Raw genomic sequence first — 18,329 nt, 5'->3', positions numbered from 1 at the left:
TCGCACATGAAAGTCCTGATCGTCGAAGACGAACCGAAAGTCGTTGAATACCTGAAGAGCGGCCTGACCGAGGAAGGCTGGGTCGTCGACACCGCGCTCGACGGCGAGGACGGCGCGTGGAAAGCCGTCGAATTCGACTACGACGTGGTCGTGCTCGACGTGATGCTGCCGAAGCTGGACGGCTTCGGCGTGCTGCGGGCCCTGCGCGCGCAGAAGCAGACGCCCGTCATCATGCTGACCGCGCGCGACCGCGTCGACGACCGCGTGCGGGGCTTGCGCGGCGGCGCCGACGACTACCTGACCAAGCCGTTCTCGTTCCTCGAGCTGATCGAGCGGCTGCGCGCGCTGACGCGCCGCGCCCGCGTGCAGGAATCGACGCTGATCTCGATCGGCGACCTGCGCGTCGACCTGATCGGCCGCCGCGCCACGCGCGACGGCACGCGGCTCGACCTGACCGCGCAGGAATTCCAGCTGCTCGGCGTGCTCGCCCGCCGCAGCGGCGAGGTGCTGTCGAAGACGACCATCGCCGAACTGGTGTGGGACGTGAACTTCGACAGCAACGCGAACGTCGTCGAAACGGCGATCAAGCGTCTGCGCGCGAAACTCGACGGCCCGTTCACCGACAAGCTGCTGCACACGATCCGCGGCATGGGCTACGTGCTCGAGGCGCGCGAGGACGGCGACACCGAGAGGCCCGCATGAAACGCTCGATCGTCCTGCGGCTGTCGGCGATGTTCGGCATCGTGTCGCTGCTCGTGTTCACGCTGGTGGGCTGCGGGCTGTTCGTGATCATGGAGCGCCAGCTGTTCGCCGAGCTGCGCGCGACGCTCGACACGCGCACCAAGGTGGCCGAGATGATCGTGTCGCATGCGACCACGGCCATGCGCGGGCGTCTCATGCAGGAAAAGCTCGCCGACCTCGAACCGCCCGACGGCTCGACGCACTACCAGGTCGACAGTCCGAACCCGGATTTCCGCTTCGGCACGCCCGTCGACGGCGTGCCCGTCGGCGCACCGTCCGGCGCGTTCCAGCGCTATGCGCTGAACCACAGCACCTACGACGTGATGACGAAGACCGTCACGGTGGCCGGTAACGGCGAGCGGCCGCCGCTGAAGCTGATCGTCGCCAGCTCGTGCGAGCGCACGCAGCGGATGCTGCGCCGCTTCGGCTGGACCCTCGCCGGGCTGATCACGATCGCGACGATCATCACGCTGCTGCTGAGCCGCGCGGTGGCCCGCTTCGGGCTCGCGCCGCTCGACCGGCTGTCGCAGGACGCCTCCGCGATCAGCCTCGCGAATCGCCGCCAGCGGCTGCAGACCGACGCGCTGCCGCCCGAGCTGCGCGACCTCGCCACGTCGTTCAACGGTGCGCTCGACCGCATCCAGCAAACCTACGCGCGGCTCGAGGCGTTCAACGCCGACGTCGCGCACGAGCTGCGCACGCCGATCAGCATCCTGATCGGCCAGACCCAGGTCGCGCTGACGAGCCGCGACCGCACGGTCGAGCGGATGGAGCGGACGCTGCAGTCGAACCTCGAGGAATTCGAGCGGCTGCGCGTGATCATCAACGACATGCTGTTCCTGTCGCGCAGCGACCGCGGCGAACGCGCGACCGACCTGAAGGACGTGTCGCTCGCCGACGAAGTGCGGCGCATGCTCGACTTCCTCGAAATCCCGCTCGACGAAGCGCAGTTGCGCGCCGAGCTGCACGGCGACGCGCGCGCGGCCGTCGATCCGTCGCTGTTCCGCCGCGCGATGACGAACCTGCTGATCAACGCGATCCAGCACTCGGCGCCCGGCGCGACGGTCGGCGTGACGATCGTGCGTCGCGACACGCTGGTCGAAGTGTCCGTCGCGAATCCCGGCGAGCCGATCGATCCCGCCCGGCGCTCGCACGTGTTCGAGCGCTTCTACCGGCTCGAGGAAGCGCGCGCGAACAGCAAGGAGAACCACGGGCTGGGGCTGTCGATCGTCAAGGCCGTGGCCGAGATGCACGGCGGCAGCGTATTCGTCGCGTGTTCGGGCGGCATCAACACGTTCGGCTTCTCGGTATCGACGAAACCCTGCGCCGGCGGCCCGCTGCCTCCGGCCGACCGGCACGAGACCCGGCCGGCGCACGCGCCGAGCGCGCTGCACTGACGGCGGCCGCGCGACCGTCCAACGAGGGCAGTTTTCTTCAATACGGGCCCGCGCGGCGCCCGTAGTCTCGATGCGACTTTCGACCTTTCGCATGGAGACACCCAATGAGCATGCTGGTTTCGATGGCCGCGTTCGCGCTCGCCTCGTCGATCACCCCCGGTCCCGTCAACATCGTCGCGCTCAGTGCCGGCGCACGCCACGGCCTCGGCGCGAGCCTGCGCTACGCGGCCGGCGCGACGCTCGGCTTCGTCGCGCTGTTCCTGCTGATCGGCCTCGGGCTGCACGCGGCGCTCGCGCGCTGGCCGGTGCTGACGACGGCCACGCAGTGGTCGGGGATCGCGTTCCTGCTGTATATGGCGCTGCGGCTCGCGCTCGATGACGGCCGGCTGTCGGCCGACCCGGACGTGGCCGGCCCGTCGGCGGCGGCCGGCGCGGCAATGCAGTGGCTGAATCCGAAGGCGTGGCTCGCGTGCGTGGCCGCGATGGGCGCATATGCGGCCGATGGCGACCGCACGCAGGTCTGGCAGTTCGCCGCGCTGTACCTGGTGATCTGTTTCGCGTCGATCGCGTGCTGGTCGTATGCGGGCGCGTCGCTGCGGCACCGGCTGGCGAACGCGCGGCACATGCGCGTGTTCAACCGGCTGATGGCGCTGCTGCTCGCGGGCAGCGCCCTGTTCCTGCTCGACGTGTAGCGCGTGACGTTCAGCTCGTCGCGCTGCGGTATTGCCCGGGCGTCGCGGCTGCAATCCGCCGGAACGCGCGCTGGAAATGGGCCTGGTCGGCGAAGCCCGCGTCCAGCGCGACGTCGGCGATCGGCCGGCCGCGGCGCAGCTCCGTGCGACCGTACTGCACGCGGCGATCGATCAGGAACGCATGCGGCGTCATCCCGTAGCGGGCGTTGAACGCGCGGATCAGGTACGACGGCGACAGATCGGCCGCCGCGCAGATCGCATCGAGCGTGACGCCCTCGCGGCAATGCGCGGCGATGTAGTCGGCCGCGCGCGCGAGCCGGGCATTGTCGTCGCCGACGCGCGGGCCGGGCAGGTCGCGATCGAGCGCGCCGTGCAACGCCGTGAAGAACTCGACCGCCGCGCTCTCCTTGCCGAGCGGATCGACGCCGGGCGCGACGAGGGTGCGGTAGAAGCCGCCAAATTGCGCGAACAGGTCGTGCCGCTCCGTTAACTTCTGCGAAAAACCGTGAAAATCGCTGTTCGGATCGCGGCCCAGCGAATGCTGAAGCCGCGCGAGCCACGGCACGTCGACATAGACCATCCGGTACGCCCATGCGTCGGAGCCATACGGATTGCACGCATGCACCTGTTCCGGATCGATGATCACGAGCACGCCGCGCCCGACGTGCGCGTTCGTCGCGCCGTTCACGTAGGTACTCGTGCCGCCGACGATCGCGCCCACCGAAAACGTGTCGTGCGTGTGCTTCGCGTAACAGATCGCGCGGCCGTCGTCGACGGTGCGCGCCTCGATGAACGGCAGCGCGGCATCCCGCCAGAACGGCGACGGGACGACGGATCGGTTGGCGGTACGGCTCACGCGGCGGGCTCCCGGTTCGGACGGCGAACGCTCACCGTACAAGACTGTGCGGCGCCGCGCAACCGGATCGGCGGATCGCAGCTTCCATACCGGATCGCGCCGTTTCGCCTAAGCTTTGAATTCCGCCCGCTGCAGCACCCGCGGCGGATCCCGTTCACCCCTCTCCCGTCACGCACATGCATATCGATCTGAAAGGCAAGACCGCGGTCGTCACCGCCTCCACCGCCGGCATCGGGCTCGCGATCGCCGAAGGGCTCGCGCGCGCCGGTGCGCGCGTCGTCGTCAACGGCCGCAGCGATGCGTCGGTGCAGTCCGCGCTCGCGCATCTGCGCGCCGCCGTCCCCGATGCGGACTTCGACGGCGTCGCGGCCGACCTGTCCGATGCCGCCGGCGTTGCGCGCGTCACGCAGCACACGAGCGCGGCCGACATCCTCGTCAACAATGCGGGCATCTACGGCCTGAAGGCGTTCTTCGACATCGACGACGCCGAGTGGGAACATTACTTCCAGATGAACGTGATGTCCGGCGTGCGCCTCGCGCGGCATTACCTGAAGGGGATGATCGAACGCAACGCCGGGCGCGTCGTGTTCATTTCGTCGGAATCCGGCCTGAACATCCCGGTCGACATGATTCATTACGGTTTCACGAAAACCGCGCAGCTGTCGATCGCACGCGGCCTCGCGAAGCTCGCGGCCGGCACGAACGTGACGGTCAACTCGGTGCTGCCGGGGCCGACGATGTCGGACGGCGTGCGGGCGCTGCTGAAGGAAACGGCCGACGAAACCGGCCGCAGCGTCGAGGACGTGGCCGTGGATTTCGTGCGCAGCCAGCGCTCGAGCTCGATCATCCAGCGGCCGGCGACGCCGGAGGAAGTCGCGAACCTGGTGGTCTACGTGTGCTCGCCGCTCGCGTCGGCAACGACGGGCGCCGCGTTGCGGGTGGACGGCGGCGTGGTCGACACGATCGCGTAACGGCGAACGGGCAAGGCCGCCGCCGCGCTAGCGCGACGCGGCCTTGCCCGGCTGGAGCGTGCCCTTGCGGTCGGCGTTCATGCAGGAATCGAAGCCGTATTGCGTGACGACGCCGGCCCTGTCGAACACGACGAAATACTCGCGGTGATCGTTGCCGTGCTCGATGAAGTAGTTGTAGCAGACGCCGTTGCCGTTGCGGACCATCCACACGCTGCGCGGATTGCCGGCGGCCCGGACGACATCGGCGCGCGTCGCGCCGTGCCGCGACGCGGCCCTCGCGAGCGGCGTGCGCGAATACGAGAACGGCAGCCACGAGTCGAACCACGCGCAACCGTGCAACATCAGGCAGCTGGCGGCCAGGGACAGCGTCGCTGCGGGACGGGACATCGTAATCAATCGCATGCTTGGGAAAATCGGCCGCGCCATGCCGGCGTAATCGAAAGCCCCATGCTACTCGACCTTTGGGTCCGGATCGAAAAGAAATGTAGAGATCTTTATCCGAATCCTTGCGTTGCATGCTCCGGCACACGCGTGATCGGCACCCGTCGCGGCGGCCGATGCGCGCCTGAACGCGCATCCGTACCGTCGCTTCATGCCGCCGCCTCGGCACGCATCGTCATGCAATCCATTCGGCCCACAGCATCGTCAGCACCGTCATCAGCGCGGGGCCGACGAACAGCCCGATCAGCCCGAACGTCTCGGCACCGCCGAGGATGCCGAACAGCACCAGCAGGAACGGCAGCCGCGCGGAACTGCCGATCAGCACCGGCCGCACGAAGTGCTCGGCGACGAACACGACGACGAACCCGAGCACGGCCACCACGATCGCCCACATGGTCGCGCCCTGCACGAACAGCCAGAGCGCCGCGCCGCAGAACACGACAGGCGCGCAGAACGGCAGCATCGCGGCGATGGCCGTGACGAGGCCGAGCAGCGCCGCATGCGGGACGCCGGCGAGCGCATACGCGATACCGAGCAGCGCGCCCTCGCCGAGCCCGACGACGACGAGCCCCGTCACCGTGCCGAACACGGCCGCGACCATCCGCTCGATCAGCTCCGCGCCGCTGCGCCCGAACGCGCGCCGTGCGCCCTGCAGCAATGCCCCCGACAGCTTGTGGCCGGCGCGCAGGATCACGAACAGCGTGACGAGCATGAAGCCGAATTCGAGCAGCGCGTGCGCGAGCTTGGTGCCGAACTGCCGCCCGAACGCGAGGAATTTCTCGCTGTTGACGCCGTGCATCGCGGTGGCCGCATGCAGCGGATGGGCGAGGTTGGCCTGCCACCATTCGGTGATCTGCGCCGCGCCGTAAGGCAGCCTCGCGACCACGTCCGGCACCGGGATGCCGTTTTCCTGGATCGTGCGCAGCCACTCGCGCAGGTCATGCACCTGGCCGATCGCCTGGGTCGCCGCGACGGCCACCGGCAGCACGACCAGCAACGAGATCGCCGCCGTGATGACGACCGCGGTGAGCGTCGGGCGGTTGCGGAACAGCCGGTGCGATTCGAAGCGCTTCAGCATCGGCCACATCGCGATGGCGATCACGCAGGCCCATGCGATGGCGGGAATGAAATCGCGGATCACCCACAGCGCGATGACCAGCAGCGCCGCCACCAGCACGGCGCGGGAGATCTGCTGCGTGCGCGGCCGTGCGGCGGGCTCGGGAGACGACGGGACATGTGCGGCCATGGCACCTCTGTCGAAAAGAAAAAATGGCGGTTCGCGCAGGCAACCGGCCTGCGCGAACCGCCATTCTATCCATCGGCGCCGGATCGGCGGCGCATGTAATGCGCGCGCTGCCCCGGCGCCCCGCCCGCTCAGGCCACCTTGTCGGCGCTCCGGTAACGCTCGAGCCAGTGTGCGTACGGCGCGGGCAGCGTCCACGACGGACGCTCCACGCCAAGTTGCTTGGCCGCGTAGTACGGCCAGTGCGGGTCGGCCAGATGCGCGCGGCCGACCATCACGAGATCGAGCTGTTCCTCCGCCACCACGCGGTTCGCCAGTTGCGGCGTGTCGATCCCCCACGCGGACGACACCGGCAGCCCGGCCTCGCGGCGCACGCGCTCGGCGATCGGCGCGAGGAACGCCGGGCCCCACGGGATCTGCGCGTCGGGCGTCGAGAAACCGACCGACACGCTCAGCATGTCGAGCCCTTCCCGTTTCAGCCGCTGCGTGAGCGCGATCGACTCGGCGAGCGTCTCCTCGTCGCGGCCGTCGTACTCGATCACGCCGAAGCGCGCGGTCAGCGGCAGATGCTCCGGCCACACCTTGCGCACGGCCGCCAGCGTCTCGACGAGGAAGCGGCCGCGGTTCTCGGCCGAGCCGCCGTATTCGTCGTCACGCTGGTTCGCATGCACCGAGAAGAAGCTCTGGCCGAGATAGCCGTGCGCGAAGTGCAGCTCGAGCCACTCGAAGCCCAGGTCGCGCGCGCGCTTCGCCGACGCAACGAAGTCGGCCTGCACGCGTGCGATGTCGTCGCGCGTCATCGCGCGCGGCGTCTTCGGCAGGTGCGCGCCGAACGGCACGGCCGACGGCGCGATGGTTTGCCAGCCGCGCGGATCGCCGTCGGCGATATGGTCGTCGCCTTCCCACGGACGGTTCGCGCTCGCCTTGCGGCCCGCGTGCGCGATCTGGATGCCGGGCACCGCGCCGGCCGCCTTGATCGCCGCGACCGACGGCGCGAACGCTTCGGCCTGCGCATCGTTCCACAGCCCCGCGCAACCCGGCGTGATGCGCCCTTCCGGCGACACGGCCGTCGCCTCGGCGATCACGAGGCCCGCACCGCCACGCGCGATGCCGGCCAGATGCACGTGATGCCAGTCGTTGACGACGCCCTCTTCCGCGACGTACTGGCACATCGGCGGCACCGCGATGCGGTTGCGCAGCGTGACATCCTTGAGTTTGAACGGTTCGAACAGGGCAGACATCCACGGCTCCTTTGCTTGGTTCTGCAAAACGACTGGAAACGCGTCGCGCAACATGCGCGACGGAACGATTCGGGCCGTCGACGGGCCGGCCTGCGCCCGGCGACGGATACGGGATGGCGCCGGCCCGGCCGGCGCCCTGGGCTCAGCGGCGGCCGAGCTGCGCGAGCAGCGCCTCGGCGGCAGGCTCCGACGACGCGGGGTTCTGCCCCGTGATCAGCAGCCCGTCGGTGACGACATGCGGCGCCCAGTCGGCGCTGCGCTCGAACGCCGCGCCGTTGGTCTTCAGCATGTCCTCGACGAGGAACGGCACGACTTCCGTCAGTTCGACGGCCGCTTCCTCGCTGTTGGTGAAGCCCGTCACACGCTTGCCGCGCACGACCGATTCGCCGGTCTGCGGGTTCTTCACGTGACGCAGCACGCCCGGCGCGTGGCACACGGCCGCGACCGGCTTGCCGGCCGCCAGCGCGCGCTCGATCAGGCCGATCGAATGCAGATCCTCGGCGAGATCCCACAGCGGGCCGTGGCCGCCGGGATAGAACACGGCGTCGTAGTCGTCCACGGACACGTCGGCCAGCTTGCGCGTCGACGCGAGTTCGGCCTTGGCCGCCGCATCGGCGTCGAAGCGGCGCGTCGCGTCGGTCTGGGCCGTCGGGTCACTGCTTTTCGGATCGAGCGGCGGCTGGCCGCCCTTCGGCGACGCAAGCGTCAGCTCGACGCCGGCATCCTTGAACCTGTAGTACGGCGCGGCCAGTTCCTCGAGCCAGAAGCCGGTCTTCTTGCCGGTGTCGCCGAGCGTGTCGTGCGAGGTCAGGACAACCAGAATCTTCATGATCGGACACTCCTTCGAAAATGGATGACGGGAACGGGGCCGCTCGACCGGTAACTCCGGCTGGTGGACGCGGCACGCCTGTGGGTTAGTCAGCTGTGACGCGTCAACGTGCGACCCGTGTATCCGAATGCGACATGCGTCTATTAGACCAGTCGTCTAGGATTATTCGAAATAAAACGACGGCGTCTCGCTGCACCACCAGCATCGCAGCGCGAAATGGCATTCAGATGGCATTTCGCGTCGTCGTTGCCTGCGCCGCGGACGTCGTCGCATTCATGGGAACGGATGATAGCCCCTGATTAGACCGGTCGTCTAGTAACCCCTGCCTTCGTCATGGCCTTTTCGGCGGCGCGCGATCCGCCGGCGTCTGCCGTGGCTCGCGCCCTTCACTTGCGCCGCCGCGGCTAGCCGCGCAACGGCCCGTCCGTGTCACCCGCCTCGATCGCCGGTGCTTCGAGCCGCTGCTCGCGAACCCCGTCGCCGAGCAGCCGCAGCATCAGTTCCGCCAGTGCGCGCCCCGACGCGTGGCCGGTCGGCTGCACGACCGCCGTCACGCGATACGGATGCGCGAGGTTCGGCGGCACGCCGTCGTAGACGATCAGCGACATGTCCTCGCCCAGGCGCAGCCCGCTGTCCACGAGCGCCCGAAACGCGCCGCCGCCCGCGATGTTGTTGTCGACCAGCAGCGCCGTCGGCCGCTCGGTGCGCGCGAGCAGCGCCCGCGCCGCCTGCCATCCGCCGTCGTGCGTAAACGGACACTCGACCACCAGCGCCGGATCCGGCTCGATACCGGCTTCGCGCAGGGCCGACAGATAGCCTGCGCGGCGCTGCGCGGCGAAATTCAGCGCCAGCGGCGCGCTGATCATCGCGATGCGCCGGTGCCCGAACGCCGTCAGCCGACGCACCGCGTCCCGCGCGCCGGCCTCGTTGTCGAAATCGAACCACGCATACGGCTCGGCCACCTGCGTCCGGCCGTAGGCCACGTACGGAAACGCGCTCGCCTGCAGGTACGCGATACGCGGATCGTCGACCAGGGTGCGCGCGACGATCAGCCCGTCGACGAGCTTGCCGTCGACGATGCGCCGATAGGTGTCCAGTTCCGCATTCGGCCGCGCCGACGCGATGATGAAATCGAGATTGCGTTCCGCGAGCCGCTCGGTGATGCCCGCGACGACCTCGCCGAAACGCGGATCGCCGAGATCGCCGGCGCCGAACGGATAGACGATCCCGATCACGTCCGCCCGCCCGGTCGCAAGCCGGCGCGCGGTCGGATCCGCCACATAGCCCATTTCCCGGGCAGCTCGCGCCACGCGCTCGCGCGTCGCCTCGCTGACGTCGTCGTAACCATTCAGCGCACGGCTGACCGTCGTCCGCGACAGCCCGAGCGCGTCCGAGAGCGCCTTCAGATTCACCTTCACCGTCGTTCCTCGCATTCCATGTGCCGCACGGCATGCCAGCGAGCGGCAATTGTTTCCGCTCGGTAGCGATTACCGTCAAATAATTATCTTTTGACGTCCAAACCGGTTTGAAATAGCATCCAAACCGGTTTGGACATCGATGCCCACTCAGCCGTTCACTTTCACTTTCCCAGGAAACGACGACGAGATGACATACTTTCCCCTTTTCCACCCGATCACGGCCAAACGTCTGTTCCTCGCTGGCGGCGCACTCGCCGCCTTCGCGTCCGTCGCGCATGCGCAGTCCGGCGGCACGGGCGCGCCCCTGCCCACGCCCCATACGCAGCAGGCCTACGATCCCGAGGGCAACTTCACGATGCGCTGGACGCGGGCGGACATCCGCCAGATCGTCGCGCAGTCGCATACCGCCGGCGCCGACAAGAACTCGCTGCCGCAAGCGCTGACGATGCCGGACATCCCGCAGGATTTCCCGCTGATCAACTCGAACGTGTGGGTGTGGGACACGTGGGCGCTGGCCGACCTGCGCGCGAACCAGCTCAGCTACAAGGGCTGGGAGGTGATCTTCTCACTCACCGCCGATCCGCATGCGGGCTACACGTTCGACGACCGTCACGTCCATGCGCGCATCGGCTTCTTCTACCGTCGCGCCGGCATCCCCGCGTCGCAGCGCCCCGCGAACGGCGGCTGGACCTGGGGCGGCCACCTGTTCCCCGACGGCGCCAGCGCCAAGGTGTTCGGCACCGCGCCGATGACCAACAACGCCGAATGGTCGGGCTCCGCGCGGCTCACGCACGGCGACAACGTCAGCATCTACTACACTGCGACGTCGTTCAACCGCTCGGCGCCCGGCGGCGCCGACATCACGCCGCCGCAGGCGATCATCACGCGCGCCGACGGCCATATCCACGCCGACGCCACGCACGTCTGGTTCTCCGGCTTCGACGACCACAAGGCGCTGCTGCAACCGGACGGCAACTACTACCAGTCCGGCCAGCAGAACACTTACTTCTCGTTCCGTGACCCGTTCGTGTTCACCGACCCCGCGCACCCGGGCAAGACCTACATGGTCTTCGAGGGCAACACGGGCGGCCCGCGCGGCGCACGCACCTGCACCAACGCGGATCTCGGCTACGCGCCGAACGATCCGTACAAGGAAGATCTCAACGCGGTGATGAATTCGGGCGCAGTGTATCAAAAGGCCAATGTCGGCCTGGCGGTCGCGACGAACCCGCAATTGACCGAGTGGAAGTTCCTGCCGCCGATCCTGTCGGCGAACTGCGTCGACGACCAGACCGAGCGCCCGCAGATCTACCTGAAGGACGGCAAGTACTACCTGTTCACGATCAGCCACCGCACGACGATGGCGGCCGGCGTCGACGGGCCGGACGGCGTGTACGGCTTCGTCGGCAACGGCATCCGCAGCGACTTCCTGCCGCTGAACGGCGGCAGCGGCCTCGTGCTCGGCAACCCGACGGATTTCTCCGCGCCGGCCGGCGCGCCGTATTCGCAGGATCCGAACCAGAATCCGCGCGAATTCCAGTCGTATTCGCACTACGTGATGCCCGGCGGGCTCGTCGAATCGTTCATCGATGCGATCGGCGCGCGCCGCGGCGGCACGCTCGCGCCGACGGTGAAGGTCAACATCAACGGAACGTCGACGGCGGTCGATCGCGCCTATGGACGCGGCGGGCTCGGCGGCTACGGCGATATTCCGGCGAACCTGCCCGCGACCGGCGCCGGCCACAACGGCGGCAACAGCCAGAGCAATCAGGATAACAAACAATAACGAACGCTGGTAAAGGCACGGGGTTAAGGAGGCGCGTATCGCGCGTGTCGCGTGCGCGCCTCTTTTTTTCTTCCATCCATCGCGCACATCGCCGCTGAAAGCGGCATGCGCCCTCCTTTCCCGCTTTGCACGACGAAGCACGAAACCCCGCATGATATCGACGTCTTTCCGCTTTTCCGTCCGCATCGCCCGGTGGCTGCTCGCCTGCGTGGCCTGCACCCAGGTCATCGCCGCGCCTTGCCACGCGCCGGCCGACAACGACACGCCGCAATGGCGGCCCGCGCTCCACTACACGCCGCAGCGCAACTGGATGAACGACCCGAACGGGCTCGTCTACGACAACGGCCGCTATCACCTGTTCTATCAATACAATCCGCTCGGCCGCGACTGGGGCAACATGTCGTGGGGCCACGCGACGAGCACCGACCTCGTCCACTGGCGCGAGCAGCCGGTCGCGATGCGCGCGAACGCGACGGAGGAAATCTTCTCCGGCTCGATCGTCGCCGACACGCTCAACACGTCCGGCCTCGGCAAGCCGGGCCACACGCCGCTCGTGGCGCTTTATACGAGCGTGTACAAGGCGGGTTCCAGTCACGCGCCGGGCGTCCAGGCGCAGTCGCTGGCGTACAGCCTCGATCGAGGCGAAACCTGGCAGCCGTACGCACACAATCCGGTGCTGACGCTCGATCCGGAATCGAAGCAATTTCGCGATCCGAAAGTGTCGTGGTACGCGCCGGGCGGCTACTGGCTGATGACGACGGTCGTCGCCGACGCGCAGGTCGTGAAGCTCTATCGCTCGGACGACCTGATTCACTGGAATTTCCTGAGCGACTTCACACGGCCGGGCGTGCCGCACGACGGCGCGCTGTGGGAAATGCCCGACCTCGTGCCGCTGCCGCTCGACGGCGACCCCGCGCGCATCCGCTGGGTCATGATCGTCAATGTCAATCCGTGGTCGATCGCCGGCGGCTCCGGCGCGATGTACTTCGTCGGCGACTTCGACGGCCGCACGTTTGTGCCGGACCGCATTGCGCCCGCCGGCTCCGATCCCGCGCAATTCCGCTGGGTCGACCATGGCGCGGACTTCTACGCAGCCGGCACGTTTTCGGGCGCGCCCGGCTCACGGCCGGTCGCGATCGCGTGGATGAGCAACTGGGATTACGCGGCGAAAGTGCCGACCACGCCGTGGCGCGGCGCGATGACCCTGCCGCGCGAACTGTCGCTGAAAACGATCGACGGCGAACCGACGCTCGTCGCCGCGCCGGCCGCCGCGTTCGACGCGTGGGCGGACGGCAGGCCCGCCGTGCATGAAGGCGACCTCGCGGTCGATTCCACGATACGTGCGCTGTCGGCCGCGACGCGCGGCGTCGTCCAGCGCATCACGGTCACGCTCGCGCCGCAGCACGCGGCGCGTGCCGGCCTGATCGTCCGGCGCTCGGCGGATGGCGCGGTCGGCACCCGGATCGTGTACGACACGGCAAAGCGGACGCTGACGCTCGACCGCTCGCAGTCCGGCGAAACCCATTTCGCCGACACGTTCAGCAAAGAGCACATCGTGGACCTGCCGCTCGAGCATGGGCAGTTGCGGCTCGAGATCGTCGTCGATCGCGGTTCGGTGGAAGTGTTCGCGAACGGCGGCCGGGTCGCGCTCACCGACCTGATCTTCCCGCCGCTCGACGCGGACCGCGTTGCCGTGTTCGCCGAACACGGCCGCGCGACGTTCTCCGGGCTCACGGTGACGCAACTCGATGCCGGTGGTGATGGGCATAACGCCTGTGCGGCGCGATAGATGCGATGGGCGGACGGCCATCGGTCCTGCATGTGACGGGGCTGCCCGCCCGGCATCTCGCCGGCCGGTTGCAGCCCCGCCGGAGCCGCACCGATCAGAGCAAGCCCATCCCGCCCGACGCGATGATCTCCGCGCCGACGATGAACGCGGATTCCGGCGCGCTGAGGTGCAGCACCGTCGACGCGATCTCGTCCGGCGTACCGAACCGGCCGACCGGCACGAGGCCCTTGATCTTCTCTGCCGTTTCGTCGAGCGTGGCCGCGTCGAGCCCGAGCTTGCCGTAGAGCGGTGTCTGCACGGGCCCGGGGCTCACGACGTTCACGCGCACGCCGTGCGGCAGCAACTCCGTCGACAGCGTCTTCGCGAACGAATTGACGGCCGCCTTGCTCGCCGCATACACCGACGAGCCGGGCATCCCGATGTGCGCGTTGATCGAGCCGTTGATCACGATCGACGCGCCGCGGTTCAGCAGCGGCACCAGCGACTGGATCTGGAAATACGCGCCCTTCACGTTGGTGTTGAACACGAGATCCCACATGGCCTCGTCGCTGTCGGCGAACGGCGCGAGCTTCGCGACGCCCGCATTGATGAACACGGCATCGAGCCGCGCCCCCGCCGATGCGATCGCATCGGCCAGCGCGCGGGCCGACGCGACGCTGCCGGCCTCGTTGCGGATCGCCAGCGCGTCCGCGCCGAGCGTTTGCCGCGCGGCCTCGAGCGTCTGCGCATCGCGCCCGGTGATGATGACGCGCGCACCTTCTGCCGCGAATGCCTTGGCGGCCGCCAGGCCGATACCGCTGTTGCCACCCGTGACGAGGACCGTCTTTCCTTCGAAGCGTTGCATGATGTTCTCCTGTGAACCGGTGAGTTGACCGTGAACACAGGATGCGCGCCGCGCCCGGTCATGCCGTACGACGGGCGTGACGAACATGTTCGAAATCGTCGAACGTGTTTGGGCGGAGGGATTCGGACGCCCTGTCGCGTCCTGTTCCGTGCTGTTCCGCGCCGCGTCAGCCGGCCACGTCGATGCCGTCGAGCAGGCGCTGCGCGAGCCGCGGTTCGCGCAATTGCTCGAGCCACCATTGCAGCGCGCGGCCGTCCCGGTCGCCGTGCCACGCGACATACAGCAGGTTCGGCTCGCGCGGATCGGCCGTCTGTTTTTCCACGAGTTCGCCGCGGGCGAGCAGCGACGCCACGCGCCGGCGCGGCACCCAGCCGACGCCAAGTCCGTCGCGCTGCGCGAGGATCTTCGCGCGCATCGACGGCACCGCCAGCACGGCCTGCCCGCCGAGCAGGCCATACGCGCGGCCGGCCGCGCGCCGCGACGAATCGGCGACGACGACGGCCCGGTGCGCGCCGATCGCGTCCCGCGTCAGCGCGCCGCTCACGGCGGCCAGCGGATGGCGCGGCGACACCGCGAACACCCACTCCATCGCACCCAGCTCGAACCACTTGAAACCGGGAATCGCCGGCGGCTCGTTGGTCGCGCCGATCACCAGGTCCGCGCGCCCGTCGCGCAGCGCTTCCCAGGTCCCGCCGAGCACTTCGTGCGTGAAACGCAGTGACACGCCCGAGTCGAGCGCATCGAATGCGCGCACGACCGGCAACAGCGTGTCGAACTCCAGCACCTCGTCGCTGACGATCCACAGCCGGTCTTCCCAGCCGCTCGCGACCTGCCGCACGCGCTGCGTCAGCCGCGCGACGTCCAGCGCCAGCCGCGCCGCTTCGTCGGTCAGCAACTGGCCGGCCGGCGTGAGCTGCAGCCGGTAGCCGCGGCGGTCGAACAGCAGTGCGTCGAAGCGCGTTTCGAGCTGCCGCGCCGCGTGCGACACCGTCGACGGCGCCTTGCCGAGCCGCGCGGCCGCGCGCGACAGGCTGCCGGTGGCGCGGATCGCGTCGAGCAGCGCAAGTTCGTCTTCGGACAGCATGGGCACGCTCCGGTGTGGGGTTGTCGTGGATCTGTCGTGGATCGTAAGGCAGCGGCGGGCCGAGGTCCAATCGCGCGACGGGGCCGCGTCGTCTGAGAATGCCCGTCACTCCTGACGGATGCCCCCGGGCCAGCGTTGCATGATGCCCCGTTTCGCCGGCCGCCCGCGTCGCCCTGCCGGGATGCCGTGCACCGTGCGGCCGGTTCGTGCATCGAGCGCAACCCGCGAGCCGTCACGCCGCGCGGAACCACCCATTCTTTCGTCGCCTTCGGTATGCTGATCGGCACGAAATTTCAGCAATCGAGGTAACCACTGCGATGGACATCGCGATCCGCATCGAAGGCCGTCACGACCTGACGGGGCAGATCTTCCGGCAACTGCGCACCGCGATCGTCGACGGGCGGCTCGCCGGCGGCGCGCGGCTGCCGTCGACGCGCGACCTCGCGAAACAGCTCGGCGTATCGCGCAAGACGACGCTCGACGCGTTCGAGCGTCTCGTCGCCGAGGGTTACCTGACCACGCGCGCGGGCGACGGCACGTTCGTCGCCGACGGCCTCGCGCGCGTGCCGCACGCCACGGCCATGTCGGCGCCCTCCCTCGTCGAATACACGCCGCGCATCGACGCGGTCGACGCGCGTGCACTGTGGGACGACCTGCCCGACGCGCTCGCGATGCCCGCGCCGCAGGATACGCCGGGCTTCGACTTTCGCGGCGGCGTGACCGACAAGGCGCTGTTCCCGTTCGACGCGTGGCGGCGCTGCCTGCATCACGCGCTGCGCCAGCAGATGCGCGGCCCCGCCCAGTACCATGACCCAGCCGGCGATCCGCAATTGCGCGGCGCGATCGCGCGCTACGTCGCGTTCAGCCGCGCGGTCGCGTGCGGCTGGGACGACGTGCTCGTCACGCAAGGCGCGCAGCAAGCACTCGACCTGATCGCCCGCGTCGTCGTGCGACCGGGCGACGTGGTGGCGGTCGAGGATCCCGGCTATCCGCCCGCCCGCGCCGCGTTCGCGTCGCTCGGCGCGACGGTGATCGGCGTGCCGGTCGACGCGCACGGGCTGGTAACGGAACGGCTGCCCGACGACGCGCGCCTCGTCTACGTCACGCCGTCGCATCAGTTCCCGCTCGGGATGCCGATGACGCTCGACCGGCGCGTCGCGCTGCTCGAATGGGCGCAGCGCCGCCGCGCGGTGATCATCGAAGACGACTACGACGGCGAGTTCCGCTTCGAGGGCCGGCCGGTGGAATCGCTGAAGAGCCTCGACCGCACGGGCCTCGTCGCGTATGTCGGCACGTTCTCGAAGACGATCTTTCCTGAGCTGCGGATCGGCTACGCGATTCCGCCGCGCGCGCTGCGCGGCGCGCTGACCAAGGCGAAGCAGATCGTCGACTGGCACACCTGCACGCTGACGCAAGCCGCGCTTGCGCGCTTCATCCTCGAAGGCGATTTCGCGCGCCACCTGAAGCGCGTGCAGAAGCACTACGATGCGCGCCGCAAGCTGCTGATCGCGCATCTGCGCGGCGCACTCTCGCCGTGGTTCGACGCGATCGTGCCGACCGCCGGCATCCACCTCGCGGCCTACTTGAAGCAGGGGCAGGGGCTCGACGAAGCGGCGCTGGTCCGCGCGGCCCGCGAGCAGGACATCGGCCTGTACGGCATCTCGTCGTTCCACGTCGGCGTGCCGGTGCGTGCGGGGCTGCTGTTCGGCTATGGCGGGATCGACACGCTGCGCATCGACACGGCGCTCGCGACGCTGGCCGGCCTGCTGGGTTCGGATGGTGTCGGCGGCTCGGCACTGGTTACCTGAATTTTCCGGAAATTGGCCATTCAAGCAGGCCAGCATGGGTCTTAAAGTGGGTCCTGTCGCGCCACCGCGCGCTCCAACCGAAAAAGGACCTGCCATGCAACCTCGCCTGAACTTCTACGCCGCCAGCCCGAATGCGATCAAGGTGATGCGCAACGCCGAGGAATTCCTCGCGAAAAGCTCGATCGAGAAGCCGCTCGCCGAACTCGTCCGGCTGCGCGCGTCGCAGATCAACGGCTGCGCGTTCTGCGTCGACATGCACACGACCGACGCGCGCAAGGGCGGCGAAACCGATCGCCGCCTGGCCACCGTCGTCTCGTGGCGCGAGACGCCGTTCTTCACCGAGCGCGAACGCGCAGCGCTGGAATGGACCGAGGCGCTGACGCTGGTCGCCAGCAACCACGTGCCCGACGCCGTCTGGGAAGCCGTGAAGCCGCATTTCACCGATGAGGAGCTGTTCGACCTGTCGATGCTGATCGCGACGATCAATTCGTGGAACCGCTTCGCGATCGCGTTCCGCAAGATGCCCGAGTAAGGAGACGACGATGATGGACGCCACGCTCCGTCGCGCCGCCCTGTGCGTATCGCTCGCGGCCGGCGCAGCGCTGCTGCCGGCCGCTGCCCGGGCGCACGACACCGGCGACAACGTGCACACGATCCTGCAGCAGGCCGTGCCCGAAGCGCCCGGCAAGCTCGCGGTCGTCGCGACCGTCGACTATGCGCCCGGCCAGGCATCCGAAGCCCATCGGCATCTCGGCTCGGTGTTCGCGGTCGTGTCGAAAGGTGCGGTGCTGTCGCAGGTGAACGGCGGCCCGCTGCACCGCTACCGCGCCGGCGAAGGCTGGTACGAGGCGCCCGGCTCGCGCCACACGGTGTCGCGCAACGCGAGCGCGACCGAGCCGGCTCAGCTCGTCGTATTCGGGTTGACCGGCGAACACGTGCCACTGACATCGCCGATCGATCAGTAACCGCTTTCCGGGGGGCGTGCGATCGTCCAGGCACGCGCTCGCGCTTCGCGACCGGTTTTCCATACCGTGGGTCAGCCACGCCTCCCGTTTCTCCATTAGCTGCTCCCTACACTCCGCCACCGGCTTGCCGTTCCGCGCCGCATCCGTCCCCTCCTCGCCCGCCCGCGTCCCCTTTCGACGCTCGCCTGATCGCGATCAACCCGGACGGAAACCCTTCCTTGAAA

17 protein-coding genes are annotated in these 18,329 nt (G+C 68.7%); 9 read left to right on the top strand and 8 right to left on the bottom strand.

The window, feature by feature from the left end:
• Positions 1 to 6: 6 nt before the first annotated feature.
• The 3 genes from CFB34_RS10350 to CFB34_RS10340 all read left to right on the top strand — a co-directional run bounded on the left by CFB34_RS10350 (position 7) and on the right by CFB34_RS10340 (position 2,830).
• Positions 7 to 702 carry a heavy metal response regulator transcription factor gene (locus tag CFB34_RS10350; RefSeq protein WP_011355331.1) on the top strand — a complete coding sequence of 232 codons (696 nt, stop codon included), beginning with the start codon at positions 7 to 9 and terminating at the stop codon, positions 700 to 702.
• Positions 699 to 2,138, top strand: a complete 1,440-nt coding sequence (locus CFB34_RS10345) for a heavy metal sensor histidine kinase (RefSeq protein ID WP_089442577.1) — start codon at positions 699 to 701, stop codon at positions 2,136 to 2,138. The genes CFB34_RS10350 and CFB34_RS10345 overlap by 4 nt, the downstream gene beginning before the upstream one ends.
• 104 nt (positions 2,139 to 2,242) lie before the next feature.
• Complete coding sequence (locus CFB34_RS10340) at positions 2,243 to 2,830, top strand: LysE family translocator (RefSeq protein WP_089442578.1); 588 nt, start codon at positions 2,243 to 2,245, stop codon at positions 2,828 to 2,830.
• 10 nt (positions 2,831 to 2,840) lie between these two features.
• Here CFB34_RS10340 and CFB34_RS10335 read toward each other — a convergent pair whose 3' ends face one another.
• A complete protein-coding gene (locus CFB34_RS10335) occupies positions 2,841 to 3,686 on the bottom strand; it encodes an AraC family transcriptional regulator (protein WP_089442579.1) in 846 nt (281 codons plus the stop codon).
• A gap of 176 nt (positions 3,687 to 3,862) precedes the next feature.
• Here CFB34_RS10335 and CFB34_RS10330 point away from each other — a divergent pair, with 176 nt between their 5' ends.
• Positions 3,863 to 4,657: an SDR family NAD(P)-dependent oxidoreductase gene (locus tag CFB34_RS10330; protein ID WP_089442580.1), complete on the top strand. Its 795-nt coding sequence runs from the start codon at positions 3,863 to 3,865 to the stop codon at positions 4,655 to 4,657.
• Positions 4,658 to 4,684: 27 nt separating this feature from the next.
• On the opposite strand, the gene CFB34_RS10325 is transcribed toward CFB34_RS10330, so the two are convergent.
• The 5 genes from CFB34_RS10325 to CFB34_RS10305 form a co-directional block, all read right to left on the bottom strand.
• The gene (locus CFB34_RS10325) at positions 4,685 to 5,059 is read right to left on the bottom strand and encodes a hypothetical protein (RefSeq protein WP_089442751.1); all 375 of its coding nucleotides are present in this window, start codon (positions 5,057 to 5,059) and stop codon (positions 4,685 to 4,687) included.
• Positions 5,060 to 5,273: 214 nt separating this feature from the next.
• Positions 5,274 to 6,344 carry an AI-2E family transporter gene (locus CFB34_RS10320; RefSeq protein WP_089442581.1) on the bottom strand — a complete coding sequence of 357 codons (1,071 nt, stop codon included), beginning with the start codon at positions 6,342 to 6,344 and terminating at the stop codon, positions 5,274 to 5,276.
• Between the two features lie 128 nt (positions 6,345 to 6,472).
• Positions 6,473 to 7,582, bottom strand: coding sequence for an NADH:flavin oxidoreductase/NADH oxidase (locus tag CFB34_RS10315; RefSeq protein WP_089442582.1), 1,110 nt, complete (start codon positions 7,580 to 7,582; stop codon positions 6,473 to 6,475).
• A gap of 142 nt (positions 7,583 to 7,724) precedes the next feature.
• Positions 7,725 to 8,411, bottom strand: coding sequence for a type 1 glutamine amidotransferase domain-containing protein (locus CFB34_RS10310; RefSeq protein ID WP_089442583.1), 687 nt, complete (start codon positions 8,409 to 8,411; stop codon positions 7,725 to 7,727).
• 404 nt (positions 8,412 to 8,815) lie between these two features.
• Positions 8,816 to 9,844 carry a substrate-binding domain-containing protein gene (locus CFB34_RS10305; protein ID WP_089442584.1) on the bottom strand — a complete coding sequence of 343 codons (1,029 nt, stop codon included), beginning with the start codon at positions 9,842 to 9,844 and terminating at the stop codon, positions 8,816 to 8,818.
• Between the two features lie 172 nt (positions 9,845 to 10,016).
• On the opposite strand from CFB34_RS10305, the gene CFB34_RS10300 reads away from it, so the two are divergent.
• Both CFB34_RS10300 and CFB34_RS10295 read left to right on the top strand, forming a co-directional pair.
• Entirely contained in the window at positions 10,017 to 11,615 is a 1,599-nt protein-coding gene (locus CFB34_RS10300) for a glycoside hydrolase family 68 protein (RefSeq protein WP_089442585.1), read from the top strand.
• A gap of 151 nt (positions 11,616 to 11,766) precedes the next feature.
• Positions 11,767 to 13,404: a glycoside hydrolase family 32 protein gene (locus CFB34_RS10295; RefSeq protein ID WP_089442586.1), complete on the top strand. Its 1,638-nt coding sequence runs from the start codon at positions 11,767 to 11,769 to the stop codon at positions 13,402 to 13,404.
• A gap of 94 nt (positions 13,405 to 13,498) precedes the next feature.
• Here the strand turns inward: CFB34_RS10295 and CFB34_RS10290 are convergent, their stop codons facing one another.
• Both CFB34_RS10290 and CFB34_RS10285 read right to left on the bottom strand, forming a co-directional pair.
• The gene (locus CFB34_RS10290) at positions 13,499 to 14,248 is read right to left on the bottom strand and encodes an SDR family oxidoreductase (protein WP_089442587.1); all 750 of its coding nucleotides are present in this window, start codon (positions 14,246 to 14,248) and stop codon (positions 13,499 to 13,501) included.
• A 166-nt stretch (positions 14,249 to 14,414) separates the two neighbouring features.
• Positions 14,415 to 15,332 carry a LysR family transcriptional regulator gene (locus CFB34_RS10285; protein ID WP_089442588.1) on the bottom strand — a complete coding sequence of 306 codons (918 nt, stop codon included), beginning with the start codon at positions 15,330 to 15,332 and terminating at the stop codon, positions 14,415 to 14,417.
• Positions 15,333 to 15,649: 317 nt separating this feature from the next.
• On the opposite strand from CFB34_RS10285, the gene CFB34_RS10280 reads away from it, so the two are divergent.
• From CFB34_RS10280 to CFB34_RS10270, 3 genes are all read left to right on the top strand, one after another.
• Positions 15,650 to 17,140: a PLP-dependent aminotransferase family protein gene (locus CFB34_RS10280; protein WP_089442589.1), complete on the top strand. Its 1,491-nt coding sequence runs from the start codon at positions 15,650 to 15,652 to the stop codon at positions 17,138 to 17,140.
• A gap of 94 nt (positions 17,141 to 17,234) precedes the next feature.
• Positions 17,235 to 17,672 carry a carboxymuconolactone decarboxylase family protein gene (locus CFB34_RS10275; protein WP_089442590.1) on the top strand — a complete coding sequence of 146 codons (438 nt, stop codon included), beginning with the start codon at positions 17,235 to 17,237 and terminating at the stop codon, positions 17,670 to 17,672.
• Between the two features lie 10 nt (positions 17,673 to 17,682).
• Complete coding sequence (locus CFB34_RS10270; RefSeq protein WP_089442591.1) at positions 17,683 to 18,105, top strand: cupin domain-containing protein; 423 nt, start codon at positions 17,683 to 17,685, stop codon at positions 18,103 to 18,105.
• Positions 18,106 to 18,329 lie beyond the last annotated feature (224 nt).

Origin of the sequence: Burkholderia sp. HI4860, assembly GCF_002223045.2 — a bacterium.
In the GTDB taxonomy this organism is placed as follows: Bacteria; Pseudomonadota; Gammaproteobacteria; order Burkholderiales; family Burkholderiaceae; genus Burkholderia.
This window is presented reverse-complemented; position numbering and strand designations above follow the sequence as displayed.

Bases quoted from the DNA above. Each gene is read 5' to 3' on its own strand.
- CFB34_RS10340 (WP_089442578.1), top strand. From the start codon at position 2,243: ATGAGCATGCTGGTTTCGATGGCCGCGTTCGCGCTCGCCTCGTCGATC.
- CFB34_RS10280 (WP_089442589.1), top strand. From the start codon at position 15,650: ATGGACATCGCGATCCGCATCGAAGGCCGTCACGACCTGACGGGGCAG.
- CFB34_RS10305 (WP_089442584.1), bottom strand. From the start codon at position 9,844: ATGCGAGGAACGACGGTGAAGGTGAATCTGAAGGCGCTCTCGGACGCG.
- CFB34_RS10350 (WP_011355331.1), top strand. From the start codon at position 7: ATGAAAGTCCTGATCGTCGAAGACGAACCGAAAGTCGTTGAATACCTG.
- CFB34_RS10320 (WP_089442581.1), bottom strand. From the start codon at position 6,344: ATGGCCGCACATGTCCCGTCGTCTCCCGAGCCCGCCGCACGGCCGCGC.
- CFB34_RS10295 (WP_089442586.1), top strand. From the start codon at position 11,767: ATGATATCGACGTCTTTCCGCTTTTCCGTCCGCATCGCCCGGTGGCTG.
- CFB34_RS10315 (WP_089442582.1), bottom strand. From the start codon at position 7,582: ATGTCTGCCCTGTTCGAACCGTTCAAACTCAAGGATGTCACGCTGCGC.
- CFB34_RS10285 (WP_089442588.1), bottom strand. From the start codon at position 15,332: ATGCTGTCCGAAGACGAACTTGCGCTGCTCGACGCGATCCGCGCCACC.
- CFB34_RS10325 (WP_089442751.1), bottom strand. From the start codon at position 5,059: ATGCGATTGATTACGATGTCCCGTCCCGCAGCGACGCTGTCCCTGGCC.
- CFB34_RS10310 (WP_089442583.1), bottom strand. From the start codon at position 8,411: ATGAAGATTCTGGTTGTCCTGACCTCGCACGACACGCTCGGCGACACC.
- CFB34_RS10290 (WP_089442587.1), bottom strand. From the start codon at position 14,248: ATGCAACGCTTCGAAGGAAAGACGGTCCTCGTCACGGGTGGCAACAGC.
- CFB34_RS10345 (WP_089442577.1), top strand. From the start codon at position 699: ATGAAACGCTCGATCGTCCTGCGGCTGTCGGCGATGTTCGGCATCGTG.
- CFB34_RS10300 (WP_089442585.1), top strand. From the start codon at position 10,017: ATGACATACTTTCCCCTTTTCCACCCGATCACGGCCAAACGTCTGTTC.
- CFB34_RS10270 (WP_089442591.1), top strand. From the start codon at position 17,683: ATGATGGACGCCACGCTCCGTCGCGCCGCCCTGTGCGTATCGCTCGCG.
- CFB34_RS10330 (WP_089442580.1), top strand. From the start codon at position 3,863: ATGCATATCGATCTGAAAGGCAAGACCGCGGTCGTCACCGCCTCCACC.
- CFB34_RS10275 (WP_089442590.1), top strand. From the start codon at position 17,235: ATGCAACCTCGCCTGAACTTCTACGCCGCCAGCCCGAATGCGATCAAG.